The 19,615-nt window shown below is 71.0% G+C and carries 6 protein-coding genes; all 6 read right to left on the bottom strand.

Translation table 11 applies throughout. The annotated features are described in order from the left end of the window. Positions 1–2: 2 nt before the first annotated feature. Genes ACFYO1_RS35685 through ACFYO1_RS35660 form a run of 6 tightly spaced genes read right to left on the bottom strand, consistent with a single transcriptional unit; the run spans position 3 to position 19,600 of the window. The gene (locus ACFYO1_RS35685) at positions 3–962 is read right to left on the bottom strand and encodes a hypothetical protein (RefSeq protein ID WP_387241226.1); all 960 of its coding nucleotides are present in this window, start codon (positions 960–962) and stop codon (positions 3–5) included. Next, positions 959–2,719 (bottom strand): fatty acyl-AMP ligase, encoded by a 1,761-nt coding sequence (locus ACFYO1_RS35680; protein ID WP_387241223.1) that lies wholly within the window; start codon positions 2,717–2,719, stop codon positions 959–961. The genes ACFYO1_RS35685 and ACFYO1_RS35680 overlap by 4 nt, the downstream gene beginning before the upstream one ends. Continuing rightward, positions 2,716–8,343 (bottom strand): amino acid adenylation domain-containing protein, encoded by a 5,628-nt coding sequence (locus ACFYO1_RS35675; protein ID WP_387241220.1) that lies wholly within the window; start codon positions 8,341–8,343, stop codon positions 2,716–2,718. Before ACFYO1_RS35675 ends, ACFYO1_RS35680 begins: the two co-directional genes overlap by 4 nt. Continuing rightward, a complete protein-coding gene (locus ACFYO1_RS35670) occupies positions 8,336–11,317 on the bottom strand; it encodes a type I polyketide synthase (protein ID WP_387241217.1) in 2,982 nt (993 codons plus the stop codon). The genes ACFYO1_RS35675 and ACFYO1_RS35670 overlap by 8 nt, the downstream gene beginning before the upstream one ends. Then, positions 11,314–16,326, bottom strand: a complete 5,013-nt coding sequence (locus ACFYO1_RS35665) for a condensation domain-containing protein (protein WP_387241214.1) — start codon at positions 16,324–16,326, stop codon at positions 11,314–11,316. Before ACFYO1_RS35665 ends, ACFYO1_RS35670 begins: the two co-directional genes overlap by 4 nt. Continuing rightward, on the bottom strand, positions 16,310–19,600 hold the full coding sequence (locus ACFYO1_RS35660; RefSeq protein ID WP_387241702.1) for a beta-ketoacyl synthase N-terminal-like domain-containing protein: 3,291 nt from the start codon (positions 19,598–19,600) through the stop codon (positions 16,310–16,312). Before ACFYO1_RS35660 ends, ACFYO1_RS35665 begins: the two co-directional genes overlap by 17 nt. Positions 19,601–19,615: the final 15 nt, after the last annotated feature.

Below are 19,615 nucleotides of genomic sequence, written 5' to 3'. Positions count from 1 at the left end.
GACTACTCCCGCTCCGTGCGCGGGCCGTGCGCGAAAGCCAGGTGCTTGCCCTCGAATTCGGCGAGGGACAGCAGGGTCTCGGCGATGTGCGCGGTCTGTACGGTGCCGCCCGCGGCGGCGCGCATCCTGGCGTGCATCAGCAGCGGCGGCAGCTTGCGCCACCGGGTGAGCGCACGTTCCCAGTGGTCGCGGCCGGCCGCGTCCAGCAGGTCGGCGTCGAGGTCCGACGCCCACAGCAGCAACTCGCGCTGCCGCAACGCCTGCCAGAGATCGTCGAGCTGGGTGAAATCGGCCGGCGTCGCGGCGAACTGGTAGCGACTGGCCAGTGCGATGAGCGCGTCGGCGCCCACCAGGCGGTCCGCGCGCGGCGACAGCGGCGCGACCGGATGGGATTCGAGCCACCGATAGGTCTTACCGGCGTGAATCGCGGTCGAACCGGCCATCGCGCGTTCGCGCAGCAGCGCGACGGTGTGCTCCCGGCCGAGACCGGCCGACCATTCGCGCAGCTCCGCCGCGGCGAGCACCGGAATCCGCTGCCCGGTCTGCTTTCCCAGCTCGGTGGTCATGGTCAGCGGGTCCTCGATCACCCAGCCCTCGATGGTCTCGACGACGGCCAGCCAGTGCGGTGCGTGCCAGCGCTGATAGCCGTGCTGCCAGGGCAGGTGGAAGATGTCCGCGAGCAGCACCACCGAACCATGTTCGGCCACTTGCTCTTCCAGGGCGTGGTAGGCGGTGGCCCAGTCGTCGTCGCCGTTCACCCGCAGGCCGAGGGCGGGCAGCGGCGGGGTCGCGTCGTGCTCGAACAGCAGCAGGTCGTCCTCGGCGGGACTGACGGACAGCGTCGGCCCGCCTGCCAGTAGCGGCCGCCACCACCGGGTTTCACCGCGGGCCACCAGGGCGCTCGCCAACGCCGCGGTGAAGCAGGTCAGCTTGTCGCCGTGCGTCGCGAGGGCCGTGGTCATTTCGCTCCCCGGAGCGTGCCGTCGAGGTAGGCGGTGCGCGAGGCCGAGCGCTGGATCTTGCCGCTGGAGGTGCGCGGAATCGCGCCGGGGCCGAGCAGTACCACCTCGTGCACGCCGACGTCGTGGATGCTGAAGATGGCCTGGCGCACCGCGTTCCGCAGTTCCTCGGCGATCGCCTCGTCACCCGAGGGAATGCGGGCCTCGATGAGCACCACGATCTTCTCCTGCACGCCGACCTCGACGGAGAAGGCCGAGCACCGGCCGGGCAGCACCAGCGCATGCGCCTGCTCGGCGGCGTCCTCCAGGTCCGGCGGGTAGTAGTTGCGACCGTCGATGATGATCAGGTCCTTGAGCCGGGTGGTCGGATAGACCTCCCCGTCGTGCCGGAAGCCGATATCGCCGGTGCGCAGGTAGTATTTGCCGTCGCGCGGCGAGAGTTCGCCGCGGAAGGTGTATTCCGTCTCCTCGGGCCGGTTGTAGTAGCCGGTGCAGACGGCCGGGCCGGACACCCAGATCTCGCCGAGCCGGTCGTCGGGCAGCGCCAGCTTGGTCTCCGGATCGACGATCTGGATGGTGGTGCCCGGGGCCGCCGCGCCGCCGCTGACGATGTCGGCGCCGTGCTCGGCGACGACCACCTGCCCGGTGGCCAGCGCGTCTCGGTCCACCGTGAGCGTCTGCACCCCGGACAGCGTCCGCCAGTTCACCGAGACGATCAGCGTCGACTCGGCCAGCCCGTACCCGGCGATCAGGGTCGACCGGGCCAGCCCGTGTCCGGCGAACGCCGCGTGGAACTTCTCGATCGTGCTGACCCGCACCGGTTCCGCGCCGGACAGGGCGTAGCGCCACCGGCTCAGGTCGATGCCTTCGAGTGCCTCCGGGCCGATGCGTTCGGCGCACAGCTCGTAGCCGACATTCGGCGAGGCGGCGAAGACCTGCGCGGGGTTGTCGCTGATCGCCTGCAGCCAGCGTTCGGGCCGGCGCAGGAACGACGTCGGCGACATCTGCACCACGCCGTGGCCGCTGATGATCGGCATGATCACGCCGACCATCAGGCCCATGTCGTGGAACAGCGGCAGCCAGCTGACGAAACCGACCTCGTCCTCGGCGGAAATGCCGACGTGGTACATCATGTCGTAGACCTGCCGGGCATTGTCCAGCAGTCCGCGATGCGGCACCATCACCCCGGCCGGGGTGCGGGTGGAACCGGAGGTGTACTGCAGCAGGGCGATCTGCTCGCGGTCCACCAGGACCGGTTCCCAGTCGATCGCGAGCCTTTCGTCGACCTCGCCGGTGGTCACGATGAGCCGGGTGGTGTCGGTCGGCGAATTGTCCAGCCAGGCGGTGACATTGGCGAGTGAACTGTCGGCGGTCACGATGCAGGCCGGATCGGAGTCGACGCAGACCGCGTCGATGCGGCCGTTGGAGTTGTGCGCGCTCGGCGGATACAGCGGCACCGCGATGATCCCGGCGTAGAGGCAGCCGAAGAACGCCTTCACGTACTCCAGACCCGGCGGCAGCAGCAGCACCGCCCGATCGCCGGGATGCGCGACCTGGAGCAGTGTGGCCGCGTACGCCCTTGCCGCACGGTCGATCTCGGCGTAGGTGAGCGACTCGGTCACGCCGTGCCTGGCGGTCGAGTCCGGGTAGCTGAGGAAGCTGTAGGCGAGCTTGTCCGGCCGTTGCGCGGCCTGGTTGGTCAGCGCGCGGACCAAGGTGTCGTACTCCAGCGCGCCCCCGGTGAGCAGTGTTGTGGTCATACTCCGACCTCCTGTGGTGACGGCGCGGCGAGGAAGCCGACCTTGCGGAAGTAATCCAGGTAGCGGATGAACAGGTCACGGGAGACCGGCGGGCAGGCCACGCCGATCCGGTCCAGCGCGGTGACGGCCTGGTCCACGTCGAACTGGATGAGCGGGGTGAGGCCGTCGCCGGCGCTCAGCAGGCTCAGCACGCTGAACGAGGCCGAACCCGGTCCCGCGCTCGCGGCGTGCGCGGCGATCGCGGCGCGCCACTGGTCCAGCCCCACCAGGCGCACCGGCCAGCCGCTCTCCCGCAGCCAGCCGACGGCGGCGGTGAAGGTGCACGGCTGCGGGTTGCGGATGTGGTAGATCTGCGTGCCCGGCTGCGGGTCGCGGGCCAGTTCGACCATCGCCGCACCGGTGAAATCGGCGGGCGCGAGGTCCACCGCGAAGTCCACCTCCGGCGCGAGACCGACCTCCTGACTGGCCTTGACCAGCAGCCAGAAAAAGTCGCTGGTCTGGCAGGCGCCGGTGCGGCTGTCGCCGCCGATGCGGCCGAGCCGGAACACGCGCACCGGCAGGCCGCGTTCGCCCGCCTCGGTGACCAGGCGCTCGGACACCCACTTGCTGCGCAGGTAGCCGAGGGACAGTTGCGACGGATCCCGCGCGACAAGCGGTTCGGCGACCCGTCCGCCGACCGCGTCGCCGGGGCCGAGCACGTACAGCGAGGACACGAAATGCAGTGGCGCGCCGCTGGTTCGGGCCAGCGTGATCAACTCCAGGGTGCCGCGGACGTTGGCCGCCTCCAGCACCCGGTACGGCAGCGCGAAGTTCACTTGCGCGCCGTTGTGGTAGATCGCGTCGATGGTGCGGCCCAGCAACAGGAATTGCTTCTCGGACAGGCCGAGTCGCGGTGCGGCCAGATCGCCGAGGACGGGCACGACCCGGTCGAACGAGTCCCGGGGCAGCTCATAGCTGTCGAAGGTGGCCGCCAAGCGCGCGAGACCTTCCTCCCTGCTGTCCGCCCGCACCAGGCAGTGCACGCGGGAGTCGGTGCGCGCCAGCAGTTCACGCAGCAGGAACGCGCCGACGAACCCGGTGGCACCGGTGAGCAGTACCTCGCCGGTCGTGGGCGGTGCCACCGCCCACGGTGCGGCGGGCCAGGATTCGATCGCGGCGGCCACCTCGGCCTCGAGATCGATGGTCTCCTCGGTGGCGGCCTCGCCGGCCAGCAGCGCGACCACACCGGCCACGGTGGGCCGGGCGAACAGCGAGCCGAGCGCAATGTCCTCGCCGAAGGTCTGTTTCAGCCGCAGGATCAGCTGGGCGGCCAGCAGTGAGTGGCCGCCGAGATCGAAGAAGTTGTCCTCGCGCCCGACCCGCGGAATGCCCAGGACGTGCGCGAAGACGCCCGCGACGCGCTGCTCGAGCGGGGTGCGCGGCGGCTCGTACGAGACGGCGTTGCGGCGCAGGACCGGGGCGGGCAATGCCCGGCGGTCCAGTTTTCCGTTGGTGGTCAACGGGAATTCGTCCAGCACGAGTACGGCGGCGGGAACCATGTGCTGCGGCAGTCGCCGCGCCAGGTGGGCACGCACGTCGACGACGAGATCGTCGCGGGCCTTGACCCGCAACGGATCCGAGATGACGAGCTCGTCCGGCCATTCGGCGTCGCGGGCCACCGGGATGGACGGCAACCCGACATCCCACCCGGTCACCACGACGTCGTAGCGGCCGCCAGGACGGCGCAGCGCCTCGATCCGGTAGGGCACCCGATCGGCAAGGGCCAGATAGTCTTCCGGGTTGACGCCGCCGGAACCGGCGAGGGCGGCCCGGATCTGGGCGGCGCCGGCCCGGCCACGCGGTAACTCCGCGACCACCGCGAGCGGACCGGCAACCCTGGCATCGAGCACGTCGGCGATCAGCACCGCCGCCGGACGATCCCGCTCGAGCAGCTCGGCCAGTTGCCGCGGTGTGGTCGTCGCGTCGAGCAGCTTCGGCCGCACCGGCAGTCCGCGCCGACCCGCGAACAGCACGGCGTCATAGCGGAATCGGGACATCTCGTTGAGGTACTGGCCGCGCTTGAGCCGGATCCTGGACCCGGTCAGCGTGGGGTGTGCGGCGACGAAGTCTTCGAAATACCGTGGCGAGATCACCAATTCGGCGTCCCGGTCGAGCGCGGCGCGCACGGCGGGCGCCAGTTCGGCGGCGCCGGCGGACGGCGAGTTGGTCGCCTCGACGGTCGCGTGGAAGGACTCGCTGAGGGTGAGGTCGCGGACGTCGCCGACGAACAGCACGCCCTCGGGGGCGAGCAGGCCGACGACCGAGTCCAGCACCCGGGTCAGGTAATCGGCGCTCGGGAAGTACTGCACCACCGAGTTGATCAGGATGACGTCGTACGGTCCGGCGATGTCGTCGGGCAGCTGGTCGGCGGCACACTGGTCGAGCCGGACGTGCCGGAGGTCCGGGTTGCCCGCGACGATCTTCGTGCGCACGTTCTCGATGGCCGAGGCGGAGACGTCCGTCGCGTCGTACACCGCGCACCGCGCGGCCAGCCTGGACAGCAACAGGCCGGTGCCGCAGCCGATTTCGAGAACTCGTCGCGGTTCGAAGGTGCGCACCGCAGCGACGGTCGCCTCGACCCATTCCCGCATGTGCTTCTCGGGGATGGCGGCGTTGGTGTAGGAGTCGTTCCAGCCGGAGATGTCGAAATCCGGGTCGCCGTCGTGGCCCTGCCGGTAGGTGCTGTTGAACACGATCTGCCAGTTGGCGACCTGGTCCCGCTCCGCGTCGGCGGCGTTCGCGGACGCGTCACCCGGCGTGAAATAGGCGACCAGGGAGAGGTTTCCGCCGGAGTCCTTGCGGGCCAGCACGACCGACTGATCGACGCCGGGGTGCGCGGTGATCGCGGCTTCGATCTCGCCGAGTTCGATGCGGAAGCCGCGCACCTTGACCTGCTGGTCGATCCGGCCGAGGTATTCGAGATCGCCGTCGGCCCGGCGGCGGGCGAGGTCGCCGGTCCGGTACACCCGGCGACCGCCGAGTACCGGGCTGTGCACGAAACGTTCGGCGGTGAGGTCGTCGCGGTTCAGGTACCCGCGCCCGACACCCGGGCCGGAGACGAGCATCTCCCCCGCCACTCCGTCGGGCACCGGACGGCCCGCCGGATCGACGATGAGCACGCCGAGATCGGGCAGCGGGACACCGATCGGGCTGCCCGCCGCCGACACCACGTCGGCGCGGGTGAGTTCGCGATAGGTGACGTGCACCGTCGTTTCGGTGATGCCGTACATGTTCACCAGGCGCGCCGACTCACCGAAGCGATCGAACCACGGTGTGAGCGTGGACAAGTCGAGCGCCTCGCCGCCGAAGACGATCCAGCGCACCGCGAGTTCGGCGCTGTCGTCCAGCACGCGCAGCAACTGGGTGAACGCCGACGGGGTCTGGTTCAGCACCGTGACCTGTTCGCGGGCGAGCAGTTCCGCGAACTCGGCGGTCGAGCGGCTGATCGAGCCGGGAACCACGATGAGCCGCCCGCCGTAGAGCAGCGCGCCCCACATCTCCCAGACGGCGAAGTCGAAGGAGTAGGAGTGGAACATCGTCCACACGTCCTGCGCGCCGAAGTCGTACCAGCGGCGGGTCGTGGCGAACAGGCGAACCACGTTGGCGTGCTCGATGACCACACCCTTCGGGACACCGGTGGAACCCGAGGTGTAGATGACGTAGCACGGGTCGTGCGGCGCGGCCTTCTCCAGCGGGAGGTCGGGCACGGGCTCGTCCGCCTGCTCGTCGATCAACAGCAGCTCCGGGCCCGAGTGCGCGACCAGCGTGCTGTGGCTGATCACCAGGCGCGCGCCCGAGTCGGCGATCATGAACTCGATCCGGTCCGCCGGGTACATCGGGTCGAGCGGTACATAGGCCGCGCCTGCCCGCAGCACCGCGAGGATCGCGACGACCACGTCGGCGGAACGCTCGAGGTGGATGCCGACGAACGAACCACGGCCGACCCCGCGGGCGCGCAGCCGCTGGGCCAGTTCGTCGGCGGCCGCCGCGAGTTCGGCGTAGGTCATGGCGCTTTCGCCGAACGTGAGCGCCACCGCGTCGGGTGTCTGGATGGCCTGGGCCGCGAAGAGTTCGTGCAGCGTCAGCGCGGGTTCGGCGGATGGCTCGCTGGGCAGTGCCGCGGCGACCGCGCGTGCGCGCTCGCCGGGTTCGAGGAAGTCGAGTTCCGGCAGGGCGGTGTCCGGTTCGGCGACGACGGCGGTGAGCAGGGCGACGAAGTGCCGCGCGATGGCGGCGACGGTCGGCTCGTCGTACAGGTCGACGTCGTACTCGAACGCGCCGGCCAGCTCCGCGCCGACCTGCCGCAGCGTGACCAGCACGTCGAATTTGGTCGTGCCCGAGTGCACTTCGACGTATTCGGCGCTCAGGCCGGGGATGGCGAGCTCGGGCAACGCGGTGTTCTGCAGCACCACCGCGGTACGGAACAGCGGCGAGTGGCTCAGTTCGCGATCGGGGCGCACGTGCTCGACGACCAGGTCGAACGGCGCCTCCTGGTGGTCGAACGCGTCGAAGACGACCCGTTGTTCCCGGGCGAGCAGCTCGCGGAACGTGGGCGCGCCGGACAGGTCCGTGCGCAGCGCGAGGGCGTTCACGAAAAACCCGATCAGCGGCTCGATCTCGGGCCTGGTCCGGCCGGCGATCGGTGTGCCGACGGTGATGTCCTCCGCGCCGGTGTAATAGCGCAGCAGCGCTTTGAATCCCGCCATCAACGCGATGAACAACGTTGCCGGGCGGTCGTTCACCCTGACCTCGCCGGCCAGTCGCCGCAGCCCGGACAGCACCGGGGCGGGAATCGTGAACGGCACTCGCGCGCCGCGGTTTTCCGGTTCGAGCGCGCGCGGCCGGTCGGGGTGAAAGGTGACCAGTGGCGGTTCGTCGCCGAGCACGCCGCGCCAGTAGTCGAGGTCGGCACCGAACTTGTCCTGCTGCGCGAGATCCTGCAACCAGGTCGCGTAGTCGGGGTACTGCAACGGCAACGCGGGCAGTTCGGGCCGCTGCTTACCGGCGGTGAGATCGGCGTAGGCGGACATCAGTTCGGTGGCGAACACCCCGAGCGACCAGCCGTCGGAGACGATGTGGTGCATGGCGACGGCGAAGATCGCATCGTCCTCGCTCAACCGCACCAGCAGCACCTCGACCAGCCGGCCGGACAGGTCGAACACGGTCCGGCTGAACCGCTCGACCTGCGCGGTGGCGTCGGCCAGCGGGCGCTGCGGATCCAGCTGCGCCGGCGACACCACGGTCATGGGCAGCGGTGCCACCGGCCCGACCACCTGCACCGGAACCCCGTCGCGCACTTCGATGCTGGTACGCAGCGACTCGTGCCGGGCGACGACGAACGACAGCGCGCCCTGGAGCGCCGCGAGGTCGAGGTGCCCGCGCAGGCGCAGGGCCAGCGGCATGGTGTAGGTCGCCCGGTCCGGGAACAGCTGCTCCAGGAACCAGATTCGCTGCTGTGCGGCCGAAAGCGGCGCGGCGGCAGTGGGATCGGTGCGGCGCGGGATACCGGCCCGCGGGGTGCCACCGGCGGCCCATCGCCGCAGCAGCGCGCGACGGGATGCGCCGGTATCGACGAGTTCAGGCATTGTTGCTCCGTTCTTCGGCCGTCCCCGGCTGGTTGAGCAGCAGCTCGACCTCGCTGTCGGACAGTTCGTCCAGCCGCCGCAGCAGATGCGCGGCGATGGTGTCGGCCATCCCCGCCGCCGTCGGACCGGCGAACAGCTCGCCGAGGGCGAGGTCCAGCGGGAAGATGGACCGCAGCTGGGTGGCCACGTGCACGGCGAGCAGCGAATCGCCGCCCAGCTCGAAGAAGTTGGCGTCGGCACCGACCTCCTCGACGCCGAGCGCAGCGCGCCACACCGCGACGACCTGGTTGCGCACCGAGACAACGAAATCGTCCTCGTCGGCGTCGGTTTCGACCGGCTCCGGCGCCGCGGCGGCGGAGGGCACGGTGTCGACGCGGCGCGGCCGCATCGGCGCGGCCTCCGGCGGGTCGACCCAATAGCGTTTCAGGGCAAAGGGATACGTCGGCAGGCTGACCTTCGCCGGAACCGCGCCGCCGTGGACTGCATCGAAATCGACCGCGACACCGGACAACCAGAGCCGTCCGGCCGCCTCCACGATCGCGTGCTCCGGCGCGCCCGCGCCGAGGCCCGAACCCAGGGTTCCGACGGTCGCCGAGGCGCGATCGGCAGTGCGCAGGAACGAGACCAGCGACTTGCCCGGGCCGACCTCCAGCGCGACGATCCCCGGGTGCCGGCCGACCAGGCCGAGCGCGGCCTCCCGGAACCGCACGGTGCTGGTCATCTGCCGCGACCAGTAAGCGGGATCGACCGCCTGCTCGGCGGTGATCGGCGCGCCGGTGACGTTCGACCAGAACGGAATCCGCGGGGCCTGCCGGGCCACGCCGCGGACCAGTTCGGCAAAGCGGGCCGCGGCCTCGTCCATGAGCGGGGTGTGGAACGCGTGCCCGACCGGCAGCAGCGAGCTGGGCACGCCCTCCTCGGACAGCGCGCCGGCCAGGCGGAACAGGGCCGCCGGGGCGCCGGCCACGACGCAGCGGCTGGCCGAGTTGTCCGCGGCGAGCCAGATGTCGTCCGGCAGGCGCTCGGCGACGAGGTCGGCCCCCTTGGAGATGGCGAGCATGCCGCCAGGCGGGGCCGCCGCCATGATCCGGCCGCGTTCGACCACCAACTCCAGGGCGTCGCCGAGGTCGAAGACGCCGGCGAGGGTGGCGCAGACCAATTCGCCGAGGCTGTGGCCCAGCAGTTCCGCAGGCTCCGCGCCGAATTCGCGCCACATGCCGGCCAGCGCGTATTCGACGGCGAACAGCGCGGCCTGGGTCTGTTCGGTGCCCTCGGCATCGCGGACCGCGGCGTCCAGATCGAAGCCGCCGCGTTCGCGCAGGAGGTCGGCGCAGGCCCGGTAGCGGTCGCCGAACGGGCGGACAGTTTCGGCGAGTTCGAGGACCGCGGCGCCGAGCGCGACGCCCTGGCCGGGGAACAGCCAGGCGAGGGCGGGCGTGGGTGCGGCCTCCCCCACCGTCGGCTTGCGCAGTGCGGCAACGGCTTCCCGCGTGGTGCCGGCCACGACCATGCGGCGGTGCGGGAAGCGTCGGCGGCCGTGCGCCAAAGTGTGTGCCACAGCGGCGAGTTCCGCATCGGTGCGGTCCAGGTGCTCGGCGAGCCGGGCAACCGCCCGATCCGCGTCCTGGGCGGTGCGACCGGAAATCACCAGCGCGCGGGGACCGGACCGGACCGGAGTGGCAACCTGCGCCGGCGGCTGTTCGACGATCACGTGGGCGTTGGTCCCGCCGATGCCGAAGGCGCTCACGGCCGCCCGGCGCACCTCGGCCGGCCAGGCCCGTAGCTCGGTGTTGACGAAGAACGGCGTTGCGGCGAAGTCGATCTCGGGGTTGGGCCGGGTGTAGTTCAGGCTCGCCGGGATGCGCCCCTCGCGCACCGCCAGCACGGCCTTGATGAACCCGGCCACGCCGCCCGCGGAATTGAGATGGCCGACATTGGCTTTCACCGAGCCGAGCGCACAGTACTGGGTCGCCCCGGTGTGCTCGCGGTAGGCCGCGCTCAGCGCCGCCACCTCGATCGGGTCGCCGAGTTTGGTGCCGGTGCCGTGCGCTTCGACATAGCCGATCGTCTCGGCGCCGATTCCGGCCGCCGACAACGCTTCCCGGATGACCGCGCGCTGCCCGGCGATGCCGGGAGCGGTGAAACCGATCTTGTTGCCGCCGTCGTTGTTCACCGCGGAACCGAGGATCACCGCGTGGATGTGGTCCCGGTCGGCGATCGCGTCGGCGAGCCGCTTGAGCACGACAACGCCGACACCCGAACCGAAGACGGTGCCGCCGGCCTCGGCGTCGAACGCGCGGCAGTGGCCGTCCGGGGACAGGATCGAGCCCTCCTCGTAGATGTACCCGGCCTCCTGCGGCACCTTCACGCTCGCGCCGCCGGCCAGCGCGACATCGCACTGGAAGTCGAGCAGCGCCTGCGCGGCCTGGTGCACGGCGACCAGCGAGGTGGAGCACGCGGTCTGCACCGCGACGCTCGGGCCGGTCAGGTTCAGCTTGTAGGAGACCCGGGTGGCCAGGTAGTCGGAGGCGTTGCCGTGCAACGCGTGCAGCTGCGAGCTGGGCGTCTGGAACACGCTCGCGTGCCCGGCCAGGTTCCGCAGCAGGTAGGTACTGATCCCCGCGCCCGCGAAAACGCCGACCGGGGTGGGGTTTTCGGCCGCGGTGTGACCGGCGTCCTCCAATGCCTCCCACGCGCACAGGGTGAACAGGCGGTGCTGCGGGTCGGTGAGTTGTACTTCGCGCGGCGGCATTTCGAAGAACTCCGCGTCGAATTTGTCCGCGTCCGCGAGCAACGCGCCCGCGTGCACGTACCCGGCGGGCGGGTCGGCGGGCATGGTCTCCGGCCCGAGCGGGCGCACGGATTCGCGCCCCGCGCACAGGTTGTGCCAGTAGTCGGTGACCGTGTCCGCGTCGGGGAAGCGGCAGGCCATGCCGATCACGGCCACACGGAACTCGGTGTCGTCCTGGGTCATCGCTGGCTCCCAACGCTGTCGGGCAGGGTCTCGGTCGCTTGGCGGTGTGCCCGGCGGCGGGCGGCGGCCGCGCGGCGGTCCTGGCCGCGGTCCGCGTCCTCCTGCGGGGCCGTGCGGCCGGCCAGCGACTTGGCCAGCCCGTCCACGGTCGGCGCGGCGAACAGGTCGGTCATCGCCAAGGTCACGCCGAGGCGGCGCTCGAGCAGGCCGCGCACCCGGGCCAGCGCGAGCGAGTGGCCGCCGAGGTCGAAGAAGTTCTGCCCGAGGCCGATTTCCCGGTCGAGCACCTCCGCCCAGACCTCGGCGACGATCCGCTCGAGCTCGGTGCCCGGCGGGGTGTAGACCGGCGGGGCGGCCGGGGCGATCTTCGGCAGCTTCGCCCGGTCGAGCTTGCCGGTGAGGCCGCGCGGCAGCGCGTCGAGAACCATGTAGGCCGACGGGATCATGTAGTCCGGCAAGCGAGTACGCAGGTATGCCGACAGCTCCAGATAGTCGGGTTCCAGCGGACCGTCCTGGGTCAGGTAGGCGACCAGGCGGGGCACGTCGGCGTCGGCGTCGAGCACGACGGCGGCCTCGGCGACCGTCGGGTGCGACCGCAGGAACGTCTCGGCCTCACCGGGTTCCACGCGGTGGCCGCGGATCTTGACCTGGCGGTCTTTGCGGCCGACGAAGACCAGGCGGCCGTCGGGCAGCCGCCGGGCGAGGTCGCCGGTGCGGTAGTACGGGACGCCGTCGCGGCCGGTGCCGAACACGGTGCCGGTGAGTTCCGGCCGATGCCAGTAGCCGAGCGCGACGTGCCGGCTGCGCAGCGCGATCTCGCCGTAAACCTCGGTGGGACGGCCGCTTTCGTCGACCAGGTCGACCTCCACGCCCTCGACCGGGTGGCCGATCGGCACCCCGGCCCGGTCCGCGTCCTCCGGAGCGACGATGTGCTGCAGGGCGACCGAGCATTCGGACGGACCGTAGAGGCTCACCAGCCGGCAGGCCGGGGTGAAGTGCTTGCCGAAGTCGACGACGTCGCCGCGGACCACTTCCTCGCCGCCGAGCGCCACCAGGCGCAGCGCGTGCGGCACCCAGGGGCCGTCGGTGTCGCTGAGCAGGTACCGGAAAAGCGTTGGGGTGCAGTGCAGCACGGTGATCCCGGCGCGTTCGATCTCCGCGCGCAGCCCCGCGGGATCGAACAGGTGCGGGTCGATCACGTACAGTTCGGCCCCGGCCACCGCTGCGCCGAACGAGTTCAGCACGCCGGCGTCGAAGGTGTAGCGGGCGGGCGCGGCCACCACGTCGTCGGGTCCGATGCGCAGTCGCCGGGCGTAGGTGACGGCATGGGCCAGTGCGTTACCGCCGCTCTGCGCCACACCTTTCGGGCGGCCGGTCGAGCCGGAGGTGTGCAGGATGTAGGCGAAATCGTCGGCGCTGATGTGGGATTTCCCCCAGGTCGACAGGTCGTTGGTGGGCACCGCGCTCAGCGCCGGGTCCGGCCGGTCGGCACGGCCGGACACGGTGAACACGTGCGCACCGCCGGCCACCGACCGAGCCGGCCCGGCCAGCGCCGGATCGCACAGCACCGCGGAAACGTCTGCCTCTTCGAGGATTTCGATCAGCCGGGCCTGCGGCGCCCGCGGATCGAGCGGCACATACGCCACTCCCGCGCGCAACGCCGCCCAGACCGCGACGAAGCTTTCCGGCGTGTGGTCGTAGAGCAGCGCGACGCGACTGCCGTCGAGTCCGGCGCCGATGAGTTCCTTGGCGATGGCGGCGGTGACCGCGTCGAGTTCGGCGAAGCTGGTCGTGCGGTCGCCCACGCGCAGCGCCGGTGCGCTGCCGCGCAGGTCGATCACGGCGTCGAGCCGATCGATCAGGCGCTCGTCCGGCTCCGGCTCGGGCACCATCGGCGAGCCGGGCAGTGCCCAGACCGCCTCGGCAGCAGCCTGTTCCGCGGTCTCCAGGCCGACCGCGCCGACGGGCTGCTCCGGATTCGCGACGATACTCGCGAGCGCGGTCGCGTAATGCCGAAGCGTCCGAGCGGCGGTCGGTGCGTCGTAGAGGTCGGCGCTGTATTCCAGGACCAGCTTGGTGGGGCCGTCGGTCTCGTCGACGGTCAGGTCGAGGTCGAGCTTGGCCGTCGTGCGCGGCGCGTCCACCAGTTCGACGTCGAGACCGGGCATGCCGAGCGCCGGTGGGGGCGTGTTCAAGTAGTTGAACATGACCTGGGCGAGCGGGGTGCGGCTCATGTCCCTGGTCGGCACCATCGCCTCGATGACCTTCTCGAACGGCAGGTCCTGGTTGGCGTGGGCGGACAGGACCGTCTTGCCGACGCGGGCGACCAGCCCGGTGAAGGTCTCCTCCGGGTCGACCTCGGTGCGCAGCGCCAGGGTGTTCAGGAAGCAGCCGACCAGCGGCTCGACGGCCGACCTGGTGCGCCCGGCGATCGGCGAGGCGACGATCAGATCCGGTTGGCGGGTATAGCGATTCAGCACGGTGTAGAACGCGGCGAGCAGTACCGCGAAGGTGGTGACGCCGCTGCGCGCGGCGAGCGCCCGCACCTCGGCCATCACCCGCGGGTCGAGCCCGAGCCGCTCGACCGCGCCACGGGAGGTGCGCCGCGCGGGACGTGGCCGGTCGCCGGGGATTTCGGTGACCGTCGGGTCGGCCAGCTCCGCCCGCCAGAAGTCCAGCTGCCCGTCGAGCCGGTCCGCGTTACCGCGCTGCCAGCTCGCGTAGTCGGCGTACTGCACGGCCAGCGACGGCAACGCCGCGTCGGCACCGTCCAGCTGCGCCTGGTAGTGCGCCGAAACCTCCTGGCTCAGTACGGCAATCGACCAGCCGTCGCACACGATGTGGTGCAGTGCGATGGCGAGCAGATACTCCCCCGGTCCCGATTTGATCAGGTGATAGCGCCAGACCGGGCCCTCGGCCAGGTCGAACGGCGCGCGGTAGACGCTGGCCGCGAGTTCGGCCTCGGCGGTGCCGCGCTGTTCCGGCGGGAGGGTGCTGAAGTCGGTGAACTCCAGCGGCCGTGGCGAATACGGGCGGATCACTTGACGCAGCTGCCCGTCCTCGGTGGTCCGGTAAACGCTGCGCAGCACCTCGTGCCGCTGTTCGACCAGGGCCAGGGCGTTCTCCACCGCGGCGACGTCGAGGTCGCCGCGCAGCCGTAGGCCGCCGGGCATGATGTAAGTGGCGTTGCCGGGATCGAGGGTCTCCAGGAACCAGAGTCGTTCCTGGGCATAGGAGACCGGCAGTAGTTCGCCGTCCGTGCGCGGCACGGCCCGCAACGGCGGCAGCGAATCCTGTTCGGCGGCAGCGGCTTCGATCAGACGCGCGGCGGTCACGATAGTGGGGCTCTCGAACAGTTCGCGCAGCGAGACGCTGACGCCGAACTCGTCCAGGATCTGCGAGATCACCCGGGTCGCGGCCAGGGAGGTGCCGCCGAGCAGGAAGAAGTCGTCGTGGCGGCCGATCTCGATGCGCTCCAACGCCTGCGACCAGAGGGCCGCCAGGCGGATCTCCCGCTCGCCGATCGGGGCTTCGAAGGCCGCGTCTGCCGCGTCCGAATCCGTCTCGGCCGCTTCGTCGGGCACCGTGTACTCGCGTACCGGCAACGCGGCGAGCAACGACTCCACCGGCGCGGCCGGGGTGGCCGCGGCGGCGGCCGCGAGGGTGCAGAAGTCCTGCGCCAGGTCGGCGGCGGCGGTCGCGTCGAGCAGCTTCGAGTTGTAGGTCAGGTGACAGACCAGCTCGGCGCCGGTCTCGGCGACGTGCATGACCAGGTCGTAGAGCGTGGCGCCGGTATCGATGGTCTGCCACTCGACGCTCAGGCCCCACGCGCTCAGATCGGGGCGCTCGAGCATCTGCTGCACGAACAGGGTCTGGAAGACCGGGCTGAAGGCCGGATCCCACGGCCCGCCGATGGCCTCGACGACCCGCTCGAACGGGACGGTCTCGTCGTCGTAGGCGGCCATCGCGGTGTCGCGGGTGCGGTGCAGCAGGTCGAGGAAGGTCTGGCCGTCGGCGAGGTCGGACCGGACCGGGACCGTGTTGACGAAGTGCCCGATGGTCTTCGCCAGCTCGGCGTACGGGCGGGCGGCCATGGGGATGCCGACGCAGAAGTCGCGCTGACCGGTGCGCTGCGCCAAAATCAGTTCGTAGCAGGCCAACAGGAAGACGAACGGCGGAATGCCGTTGGCCGCCGCGGCGGAACGCACGGTGTCGGCCACCCCGGGCGGGAACGAATTCTCCACGCGCGCACCGTCGTTACCCACCCGGCGCGGACGGCGGCCGATGGCCAGATCCAGCGCCGGGGCGCCACGCAGCAGCGCGGCCCGCCGCTCGACCGCCGCCGCCTGGATCGCCTGCGTGCCGTGTTCGGCGCTCCATACCGCATAGTCGGCGTACTGCCGCGGCGGCACGTGCAGAACGACCTCCTCGCCGCGTACCACGGCGCCGTAGGCCGCCCAGAGCTGATCGATCAGCAGCGCGATCGAGAGTCCGTCCAGCACAAGGTGATGCGCGACGACCGCGAGAATCCACTCCTGCTCGGCGAGCCGGATCAGCGCCCACCGCACCGGCGGCCGGTCCGCCAGATCGAACGGCTCGGACGCGAGGGTGCGCAGCAGCTGATCCACCGCCGACTCCCGCGCCTTCGCGGGCACCAGCCGCAGATCGGGCGTCTGCCAGTCGGCGCCCGCGACCTCGACGACCTCGGCCCGCAAGCCCTCCGGCGTCTCCTCGAAAATCGTGCGGAAGGCATGCTGCTGCCGGGTCACCGCGTCGGCGGCCGCTTGTAGCGCCGGCACGTCGAGCGGACCGCTGATCCGAATGCCCAGCGGTACATGGTAAATCGCGGGGTGCCCGGCGAGTTGCTCGTGCAGCCAGATGCCCCGCTGGGCCGGCGTCGCCGGGAACGGACCCGCGCCCTCGCGCAGCGGGACGGTGGTGGTGGAGATGCCTGCGGCGCGGCGCTCCCGCAGGCGCGCCAGGGCCAGGCTGCTAGCCGGTGAGTTCATGATCGTTCTCCAAAAGGGCTGCATCGGCTTGCTCGACCATGAGCTCCTCCAGCGCGGCCGCCACCTGGGCGACGGTCGGCTCCTGCAACATGCGCCGGAGCGCGAACTCGATCTCGAAGAGCTCGCGGAGCCTGCGGACGAACTGGGTGGCGGCCAGGGAATGCCCACCGATGCGGAAGAAGTTCTCGAAGACGCCGACCTGCTCGAGCCCGAGCAACTCGGCCCACATCTCGGCCACGACCTGCTCGTATTCGGTGCGTGGCGCGACGTAGTCGGCGTCGGCGGTGAACAGATCGGTCGAGGCCCGCGACACCGGGGCGGCCTCGACGCTCGGCACGCCGCCGACGATCCGGTACGACTTGCGGTCGAACGGATACAGCGGCAACCGCGCCATCGGCCGGGTCGCCGCGTCCACACCGGACCAGCGCACCTCGTGCCCGCGCACATGCAGCTCGCCCAGCGCCGCCAGCATCACCGAGAGATCGTCCACGTCGCGGACCAGCGATGGCACCGCGACACCCGCCCGATCGTGATGGCGGAGCAGGCTTTTCAGCATTCCGTTCAGCGCCGGGTGCGGGCCGAGCTCGATGAAGGCGCCGATATTGGCCTCGATCATCGCGCCGACCGCCTCGGCGAACCGCACCGGGCGCACCACCTGATCGGTCCAGTACAGGCCGTTCAGATGCGCGCCGTCGATCCGGGTGCCGGTGACGGTGGAGTAGAACGGGACGCTGCCCTCGCGGGGCTGGATGCAGGGCATGTCGGCCGCGAATTCCGGCAGGCAGTCGAGCATCAGCGGCGAGTGGAAGGCGTAGCGACCGGGCAGGCGGCGGGTCATGATCTGCTCGCCGTCGAGCCGGGCCAGGTAGCCGTCGACCGCGCCGGTGCTGCCCGAGATCAGCGTCCACTGCGGGCCGTTGGTGCCGGCCAGGTGTACCCGGGGCGGCAGTTCGAGTTCGGCCACGGGGCGGTTGACCACGGCCATGCAGCCGTTGTCGCGCAGCCGCGCGGTCGCCTTGGCCCTGGCCGCGATGATCTGCGCGGCGGTGCGCAGGTCGATCGCGCCGCAGACGTGCGCGGCGGCGACCTCGCCGACGCTGTGCCCGACCACGGCGGACGGGGTGATCCCCCACGACTGCCACAGCGCGGCCAGCGCGACCTGCAAGGCGAACAGCACCGGCTGCGCGGTGCCGGTGTCGGCGAGGGCCTCCTCGTCGCGACCGCGGTCGAGGACGGCGAAGGTGGACCAGCCCAGTTCGACGCGCAGCTCGCGATCGACCGCGAGCAGGGCGTCACGGAACACCGGCTGATGCCGAATCAGCTTGCGTCCCATGCCGGCCCACTGGTTGCCCTGGCCGGTGAAGACGAACGCCACCTTGCCGGGACCGCCGCGCGGAACCCGGCCGGCGGCGGCGCCGAGCGGCAGCGAACCACCGGAGATCGAGGTGAGTTGCTCGGCCAGGTCCGCGTGGTCGCGGGCGGCGACGGCGACCCGGAACGGATGTTGCGCCCGGCGCGCGGTCGAGGTCTGCGCGAGTTCGGCGATCGGCGCGGCCGTGCCGTCGCGCAGCATGTCGATCCAGTGGTCGACCAGGTCGAGCGTCGACTGCTCGCTGCGGCCGGAAATGCTGACCAGATACGGCTTTTCGACCGCGGTCGGGATGTGCGCAGACTCCGTCGCGGCGCCGGCGAGCACGGCGTGCGCGTTGGTGCCGCCGAACCCGAAGGAGCTGACGCCGGCGAGCGCGCGGCCCCGGCGCTGCGGCCAAACCTGGTTCTCGGCAGGCACGGTGAACGGCAGTTCGGCGAACGCGATGTGCTTGCTCGGCGATTCGAAGTTCAGGTTGGCGGGCACCTGTCCGTGGTGCAGCGCCAGCGCGGTCTTCACCAATCCGGTGATGCCCGCGGCGGCCTCGAGGTGACCGACCACGGTCTTGGCCGAGCCAACCAGGAACTTGTCTTCGCGGCCATCGGCGAAAACGGTGCCCAGCGCGCGTGCTTCGATGGCGTCGCCGAGGATGGTCCCGGTGCCGTGCGCCTCGATGTATTGCACGTCGCCCGGGTTCACCCCGGCCCGCCGGTAGGCGCGGCGCAGCACGTCGACCTGCGACTGATAACTGGGCGCGGTCAGTCCATTGGTACGACCGTCCTGGTTTATCGCCGAGCCGAGCAGCACCGCGTAGACGCGATCGCCGTCCCGTTCGGCCTGCGCCAACGGCTTCAGCACGACCGCGGCGCTGCCCTCGCCCCGCACGTAGCCGTCGGCGCGATCGTCGAAAGTCTTGCACCGCCCGTCCGCGGCCATCATGCCCGCGCCGGCCAGCGACTCGGTGACCCGCGGATCGAGCGTCATGTTCACGCCGCCGACCACCGCGACGTCGCAGTCGCCGTCGTGCAGGCCGCGCAGCGCCATGTGCAGCGCGACCAGCGACGACGAGCAGGCGGTATCCACGCTGACGCTCGGGCCGCGCAGGTCGTAGAGATACGAAAGCCGGTTTGCCGCAATGCTGCCGGCATTGCCGGTGACGGCCGCGATCGGCATTCCGGCCGCCGCGGATTCGCCCATACCGCGCGAATAGTCACCCGCGGTGATACCGACGAAGACCCCGGTCGAGGTGCCGGCCAGCCGCTCGACCGGTACGCCCGCGTCCTCGAAGGCGTCCGCGACGGTCTCCGCGAGCAGCCGGTGCTGCGGGTCCATGGCCGCGGCCTCGGCGTCACCGATACCGAAATAGCCGGCGTCGAAGGCATACGGGTCGTCGAGGAACGAGCCGAACCAGGATTCGCGCCGCTCATCGCCGTGCGCGTGGCCGGTCGGCGGCCAGTCGTGCCGATCGGCCGGGGCCCGGCCGACCAATTCCCTGCCGTGCCACAGGGTTTCCCACAGCTGCTGCGGTCCGCGCAGTCCGGGGAACGCGCAGCCGATGCCGATGATGGCGACCGGTTCCTGGGCGGCGCCGGTCCCGGCCGGGCGCCGCTCGACCTCGGGCTCCCGGACCGCCGCGTCCGGCAGTGCCGGTTCGAGGTCGTCCTGTGCCGCGGCCAGCCCCTCGGCCAGGGCGTGCACGGTCGGATATTCCCAGGGAAGGTCCGGCGGAAGCGGTTTTCCCATCCAGGTGGAAATCTTGCCGACGAATACCAACGCCACCGCCGAGGTGAGCCCGAAACTCGAGAACGGCTCACTCAGGGCGACGTCATCCGTGGCAATGTCCAATAAATCTCCGAGCGTTTCGGTGAGAAACAAACTGATTTCGTCGGCCGTCCGACGGGCCATTTCTGCAGACATCTA

It is taken from the genome of Nocardia sp. NPDC006044, assembly GCF_042871115.1.
Taxonomy (GTDB): domain Bacteria; phylum Actinomycetota; class Actinomycetes; order Mycobacteriales; family Mycobacteriaceae; genus Nocardia.
Note: the sequence above shows the minus strand (reverse complement) of the source record. Positions and strands in the feature narration are given on the sequence as shown.